Genomic DNA, 6,953 nt, shown 5'->3' with positions numbered 1-6,953 from the left:
CTCCGGTTCCGGTAGCGCGCGCTTGGCTTCATTGCGTCGCGGGTTGAACGCCGACGCGCGACCGTCACCGCGCTGCCGCCCCCGCCACCCGAGCCGGGAGTCAACTGCCGGGAAGTGTCATGACGACCCAGCCGCAGTCCGCCGTTTCCGTCGCGCCACCACTTCCCAACCGGCGCAACGCCGAACTGCTCCTGCTGGGTTTCGCCACCGTCATCACCACACTTGCGCTCCTGCTCGTCGAGGCGAACCAGGAACAGGGTCTGCACTGGGACCTCGCGCGCTACACCGTGGCGTACATGGCGCTCTTCAGCGGTGCGCACCTCGCGATACGACGCTTCGCCCCGTACGCCGACCCCCTGCTGCTGCCGGTCGTCGCGCTGCTGAACGGCTTGGGGCTGGTGATGATTCACCGCCTCGACCTCGCCGCCGGCGAACTGTCCCAGGACGGCCTCGGCGGCACGGCGAACCAGCAGATGCTGTGGACCCTGCTCGGCGTCGTCGGGTTCTCGCTCATCGTGATCTTTCTTCGCGACCACCGGCTGCTCGCCCGCTACGGCTACGTCTGCGGGCTCACCGGCCTGGTACTGCTCGCCATTCCCGCCGTGCTGCCACGCGCATTGTCCGAACAGAACGGCGCCAAGATCTGGATTCGCTTGCCGGGCTTTTCGATTCAGCCCGCCGAATTCTCCAAGATCCTGCTGCTGATCTTCTTCGCCGCGGTCCTGGTGTCCAAGCGCAGCGTCTTCACCAGTGCCGGCAAACACGTCCTGGGCATGGACCTGCCCCGCCCCCGTGACCTCGCACCGCTGCTGGCCGCATGGATCGCCTCGGTCGGCGTGATGATCTTCGAGAAGGACCTCGGCACCTCGCTGCTGCTGTACGCGTCATTTCTGGTTCTGGTCTACGCGGCCACCGACCGGCTCAGCTGGGTTGTCATCGGGCTGGCCCTGTTCGCCGCGGGAAGCGTTGCGGCGTATCACATTTTCGACCACGTGCAGGTGCGGGTGCAGACGTGGCTCGACCCGTTCGCCGACCCCGACGGCGCGGGCTACCAGATGGTGCAGTCGTTGTTCAGCTTCGCCACCGGAGGGATCTTCGGCACCGGCCTGGGCAACGGTCAGCCCGGTACGGTGCCCGCCGCGTCGACGGACTTCATCATCGCGGCCATCGGTGAGGAACTCGGTCTGGTGGGGCTGGCGGCGGTACTGATGCTCTACACGATCGTGATCATCCGCGGCCTGCGCACCGCGATCGCCGTGCGGGACAGCTTTGGAAAGCTCCTCGCCGCGGGCCTGGCCTCGACGCTCGCGCTGCAGCTGTTCATCGTGGTCGGCGGGGTCACCAAGCTCATTCCGCTGACCGGGCTGACCACGCCGTGGATGTCCTACGGCGGCTCGTCGCTGTTGGCGAACTACGCCCTGCTGGCAATCCTGGTGCGGATCTCGCACGCCGCGCGGCGCCCGATCATCGCCGGACCCCAGACCCCCACGCCGATCGCGGCGGCCAGCACCGAGGTGATCGAGAAAGTATGAACACCTCACTGCGCCGCATCGCCGTCACGGTCATGGCCCTGATCGTGCTGTTGTTGGGCAATGCCACGCTGACACAGGTGTTGACGGCCGACGGGCTGCGCTCGGATCCCCGCAACCAGCGGGTGCTGCTCGACGAGTACTCCCGCCAGCGTGGGCAGATCTCCGCGGGCGGCCAACTGCTCGCCTATTCGGTGTCCACCAACGGCCGTTTCCGCTTCCTGCGGGTGTATCCCAATCCGCTGGCCTACGCCCCGGTCACCGGCTTCTACTCGCTGCAGTATTCGAGCAGCGGTCTGGAACGCGCCGAGGACTCCATCCTCAACGGCTCCGACGAGCGGCTGTTCGGCCGCAGGCTCGCCGACTTCTTCACCGGCCGCGACCCGCGCGGCGGCAACGTCGACACCACGATCAGGCCGCAGGTCCAGCAGGCGGCCTGGGACGCGATGGAAGAGGGTTGCGACGGTCCGTGCAAGGGTTCGGTGGTGGCCATCGAGCCGTCGACCGGCAAGATCCTGGCAATGGTGTCGTCGCCGTCCTACGACCCCAACCTGTTGGCCACCCATGACATGGCCGCCCAGACCGAGGCTTGGCAGCGGCTGCGCGACGACCCCGAATCGCCACTGCTGAACCGGGCGATCTCCGAGACCTACCCGCCGGGGTCGACGTTCAAGGTGATCACCACCGCGGCGGCACTGCAGCGCGGCGCGACGGTGAACACGCAGCTCACCGCGGCACCGCGAATTCCGTTGCCGGACAGCACCGCAACGCTGGAGAACTTCGGCGGCTCGGCCTGCGGCGGCGGCCCCACCACGTCGCTGCAGGAGGCGTTCGCCCGGTCCTGCAACACCGCGTTCGTCGAGTTGGGGATCGACACCGGCGCCGACGCGTTGCGTTCGGCCGCGCGCGGGTTCGGGCTCGACGCATCGGCCCCGGCGATCCCACTGCAGGTGGTCGAGTCCCGCGTCGGTCCCATCCCCGACGCCGCCGCGCTGGGCATGTCGAGCATCGGGCAGAAGGACGTCGCGCTGACCCCGTTGCAGAACGCCCAGATCGCCGCGGCCATCGCCAACAATGGGGTGGCGATGAAGCCGTACCTGGTCGATAACCTGAAGGGACCGGACCTCTCGAACATCGCCACGACGGCCCCGCAGGAAGAGCGCCGGGCGGTGTCGGAGCAGGTCGCCGATACACTTACGGACTTGATGGTCGCCGCCGAGCAGGTGACTCAGCAGAAGGGAGCCATCGCCGGCGTGCAGATCGCATCCAAGACCGGCACAGCGGAGCACGGTACCGATCCACGCAACACCCCTCCGCATGCCTGGTACATCGCCTTCGCCCCGGCCCAGGCCCCCAAGGTGGCGGTCGCGGTCCTGGTCGAGAACGGCGGTAACCGGCTGTCGGCAACCGGCGGCGCGTTGGCCGCTCCGATCGGGCGGGCCACCATCGCCGCGGCCCTGCGGGAGGGCTCATGACAGCCCGGCAGCAGGCGGTCCGCACAGCATGTGACCAGGGGGCCGTATGACGGCTCGCGTGGGAGTGACGCTGTCGGGGCGCTACCGGTTGCAGCGGCTGATCGCCACCGGCGGCATGGGACAGGTCTGGGAGGCCGTGGACTCCCGGCTGGGCCGCCGGGTCGCGGTCAAGGTGCTCAAGGCGGAGTACTCCACCGACCCCGAGTTCGTCGAGCGGTTCCGCGCCGAGGCGCGCACCGTCGCCATGCTCAACCATCCCGGCATCGCCAGCGTGTACGACTACGGCGAGACCGACATGGACGGCGAGGGGCGCACCGCCTACCTGGTGATGGAGCTCGTCAACGGTGAACCACTGAACTCGGTGCTGAAACGGACCGGCAGGCTGTCGCTGCGCCATGCGCTCGACATGCTCGAGCAGACCGGCCGCGCTCTGCAGGTCGCCCACAGTGCGGGGCTCGTGCACCGCGACGTGAAGCCGGGCAACATCCTCATCACGCCGACGGGCCAGGTCAAGCTCACCGACTTCGGCATCGCCAAGGCCGTCGACGCCGCGCCGGTGACGCAAACCGGCATGGTGATGGGCACCGCGCAGTACATCGCCCCCGAGCAGGCCCTCGGCCACGACGCCACCGCCGCCAGCGACGTTTACGCGCTGGGAGTCGTTGGCTACGAATCGGTTTCGGGTAAGCGGCCGTTCACCGGTGACGGTGCGCTGACGGTGGCGATGAAGCACATCAAGGAGACGCCGCCACCGCTACCCGCCGACCTGCCACCCAATGTGCGCGAGCTGATCGAGATCACGTTGGTCAAGAACCCCGGCATGCGATACCGCTCCGGCGGGGCATTCGCCGACGCCGTGGCCGCGGTGCGCTCCGGTCGGCGCCCGCCGCGGCCGAACGCCGCACCCTCGATCGGTCGGGCCGCGCCCACCGCCGTGCCGTCGGCCACTCAAGCCCGCGCCGCCGCCGATATGACCGGCCGCGCACCGGCCACCGCGGCCCGTCCCCGCTCGGCGACCGGCAGCCATCGGCCTCCCCCACCACGGCGGACGTTCTCCTCGGGTCAGCGCGCGCTGTTGTGGGCCGCCGGCGTGCTGGGAGCGCTGGCGATCATCATCGCGATCCTGATCGTGCTCAACGCCCAGGACCGCCAGGACCGCCAGACCCCACCGCCCACGATCACCAACACGATCACCGAGACCACCCCGTTCGAATCACCCGCGGCGCTTCCCAACCGGACCGTCGAAGAAAGCGGTGGCGGTGGTGAGGGACAATCACGGGTAACCACACCGCAGGCGATGGCGTCACCGGCAATGCCGCCGGTATTGCCGTCAGCCCCGGCACAGGAGCCCAACCAGTGGCGTTCGGCTCCAGAACAGACATTGCAATGACGACCCCGCAACACCTGTCCGACCGCTATGAACTCGGCGAGATCCTCGGCTTCGGGGGCATGTCCGAGGTCCACCTCGCGCGCGACGTGCGGCTGCACCGCGACGTCGCGATCAAGGTGCTACGCGCCGACCTCGCCCGCGACCCGAGCTTCTATCTGAGGTTCCGCCGCGAGGCCCAGAACGCCGCGGCGCTCAACCACCCGGCGATCGTGGCGGTCTACGACACCGGCGAGGCCGAGACCCCTCAAGGCCCGCTGCCCTACATCGTCATGGAATACGTCGACGGCGTGACGCTGCGCGACATCGTCCACAACGACGGCCCGATGGAGGCGCGGCGGGCGATCGAGGTGATCGCCGACGCCTGCCAGGCGCTGAACTTCAGCCATCAGCACGGCATCATCCATCGCGACGTCAAACCGGCCAACATCATGATCAGCAAGACCGGTGCGGTGAAGGTGATGGACTTCGGCATCGCCCGCGCACTGGCCGACGCCAACAGCGTCACCCAAACAGCGGCGGTGATCGGGACCGCGCAGTACCTCTCGCCCGAACAGGCCCGCGGCGAGAAGGTCGACGCCCGTTCCGACGTCTATTCGCTGGGCTGCGTGCTCTACGAAATCCTCACCGGTGAGCCACCTTTCATCGGTGACTCACCGGTGGCGGTGGCCTACCAGCACGTCCGCGAGGATCCGGTACCGCCGTCGCAGCGCAATCCCGCGATCGGCCCCGAGCTGGACGCGGTGGTGCTCAAATCGTTGGCCAAGAACCCCGACAACCGGTATCAGACCGCCGCCGAGATGCGCGCCGATCTGGTCCGGGTGCACAGCGGGGAACAACCGGAGGCGCCCAAGGTGTTCACCGACGCCGAACGCAGCTCGCTGCTGTCGGCGCCGACGGGCCACGAGCGCACCGAGCCGATCGACCCGATGCCGCCGGTGCCCGCCCCCGACGACTCCGACCGCGACCGCCGCGGCTCGGTCGCCCGGTGGCTGGCAGCGGTCGCGGTCCTGGCCGTCCTCACGGTCGTGGTCACCGTCGCGATCAACATGTTCGGCGGAACCACCCGCAACGTCGAAGTGCCCGACGTCAGCGGTCAGCCGTCGGCGGACGCGATCGCCGAGCTGCAGAACCGCGGATTCAGGACCAGGACCCAGCAGCGGCCGGACTCGACGGTTCCCCCCGACCACGTCATCAGCACCGACCCCAGCGCCGACACATCGGTCGAGGCGGGCGAGGAGATCACCCTCAACGTCTCTACCGGCCCGGAGCAGCGCGAGATCCCCGACGTCAAGAACCTGACCTACACGCAGGCGACGGAACGGTTGAAAGAGGCCGGCTTCGTGCGGTTCAAATCGTCGTCGTCGCCGTCGACACCGGAGCTGAAGGACAGGGTGCTCGGCACCAATCCCCCGGCCAATCAGACGTCCGCGATCACCAACGAGATCACCGTCATCGTCGGCTCCGGTCCCCAGAGCCGTCCCGTGCCGAACGTCGAGAACCAGCCGGAGGCACCGGCGCGCGAGATCCTGACCGCCGCCGGGTTCACCAATGTGGTGTCGGTCCAGGTCGACAGCACCGAACCCTGCGGCCAGGTCATCGGCACGCTGCCGACGGCCGGACAGGACTCCGCGGTCGACTCCCCCATCCAGCTGCGGCTGTCGGCGTGCAACCAGTTCGTGATGCCCGACCTGCGAGGCATGTTCTGGGTGGACGCGGAGCCGCGGCTGCGCGCGCTGGGCTGGACGGGTTTCCTGGACAAGGGCGCCGACGTGCAGAACAGCGGTCAGCGCACCAATGCGGTGGTGACTCAGAACCCGGCGCCCGGCAGCGGGGTCAACTTCGGCGACACGGTCACGCTGAACTTCGCGTCGTAGCTGCTTGTCGGCCGGCGGCGAGGGCGCTGGTGACCTCGTCCTCCAGTTGTTGCACCAGGGACTCGGCGGGCGCGGCGCCGCAGTAGCCGAGCCAGTTCGCCAGCATCCGGTGTCCACCCTCGGTCAGGATCGACTCGGGATGGAATTGCACGCCGTGGATCGGCAGCCCGACGTGGCGCACCGCCATGATGACGCCCCCCTCGGTGCGCGCGATCACCTCGAGTTCGTCGGGCACCGTTTCGGGCAGAATGGTCAGCGAGTGGTATCTGGTGGCGGTGAAGGGATTCGGAAGTCCTTGCATCACACCGGAATCGGTGTGGTGCACGACGCTGGTCTTACCGTGCAGCAGTTCGGGTGCGCGGTCCACGGTGCCGCCGAACGCGACCCCGATCGCCTGGTGCCCGAGGCAGACGCCCAGCAGCGGGGTTCCGGCCGCCGCGCACGCCTTGACGAGCGGGATCGAGGCGCCCGCCCGCTCGGGCGTACCCGGGCCGGGGGACAGCAGCACACCGTCGTGATCAGCGGCGGCCTTCGCGATATCGGCGTCGGTGGCAAGCCGGTCGTCGTCGTTGCGCCATACCTGCGCCTGCACCCCGAGCTGACCGAGGTACTGCACCAGGTTGAACACGAAGCTGTCGTAGTTGTCGACGACCAAGACCTGCATCAGCCCAGGTTACTGGTTGCT

5 protein-coding genes are annotated in these 6,953 nt (G+C 68.6%); 4 read left to right on the top strand and 1 reads right to left on the bottom strand.

Annotated elements, in window-relative coordinates; all coding sequences use genetic code 11:
* Positions 1 to 119 precede the first annotated feature (119 nt).
* Genes AU198_RS03790 through pknB form a run of 4 tightly spaced genes read left to right on the top strand, consistent with a single transcriptional unit; the run spans position 120 to position 6,268 of the window.
* A complete protein-coding gene (locus AU198_RS03790) occupies positions 120 to 1,532 on the top strand; it encodes an FtsW/RodA/SpoVE family cell cycle protein (protein WP_064346150.1) in 1,413 nt (470 codons plus the stop codon).
* Positions 1,529 to 3,004 carry a D,D-transpeptidase PbpA gene (pbpA, locus tag AU198_RS03785; protein WP_064346149.1) on the top strand — a complete coding sequence of 492 codons (1,476 nt, stop codon included), beginning with the start codon at positions 1,529 to 1,531 and terminating at the stop codon, positions 3,002 to 3,004. The genes AU198_RS03790 and pbpA overlap by 4 nt, the downstream gene beginning before the upstream one ends.
* Before the next feature lie 46 nt (positions 3,005 to 3,050).
* Complete coding sequence (locus AU198_RS03780; protein WP_064346148.1) at positions 3,051 to 4,394, top strand: protein kinase domain-containing protein; 1,344 nt, start codon at positions 3,051 to 3,053, stop codon at positions 4,392 to 4,394.
* Positions 4,391 to 6,268, top strand: coding sequence for a Stk1 family PASTA domain-containing Ser/Thr kinase (gene pknB / locus AU198_RS03775; protein ID WP_064346147.1), 1,878 nt, complete (start codon positions 4,391 to 4,393; stop codon positions 6,266 to 6,268). The genes AU198_RS03780 and pknB overlap by 4 nt, the downstream gene beginning before the upstream one ends.
* Here the strand turns inward: pknB and AU198_RS03770 are convergent.
* Positions 6,246 to 6,932, bottom strand: a complete 687-nt coding sequence (locus AU198_RS03770) for an aminodeoxychorismate/anthranilate synthase component II (protein WP_064346146.1) — start codon at positions 6,930 to 6,932, stop codon at positions 6,246 to 6,248. The genes pknB and AU198_RS03770 overlap by 23 nt on opposite strands.
* Positions 6,933 to 6,953: the final 21 nt, after the last annotated feature.

The organism is Mycobacterium sp. GA-1199 (genome assembly GCF_001500045.1).
Taxonomy (GTDB): Bacteria; Actinomycetota; Actinomycetes; order Mycobacteriales; family Mycobacteriaceae; genus Mycobacterium.
The sequence above is the reverse complement of the archived record's forward strand: the minus strand, read 5'-3'. Positions and strand labels throughout refer to the sequence as shown.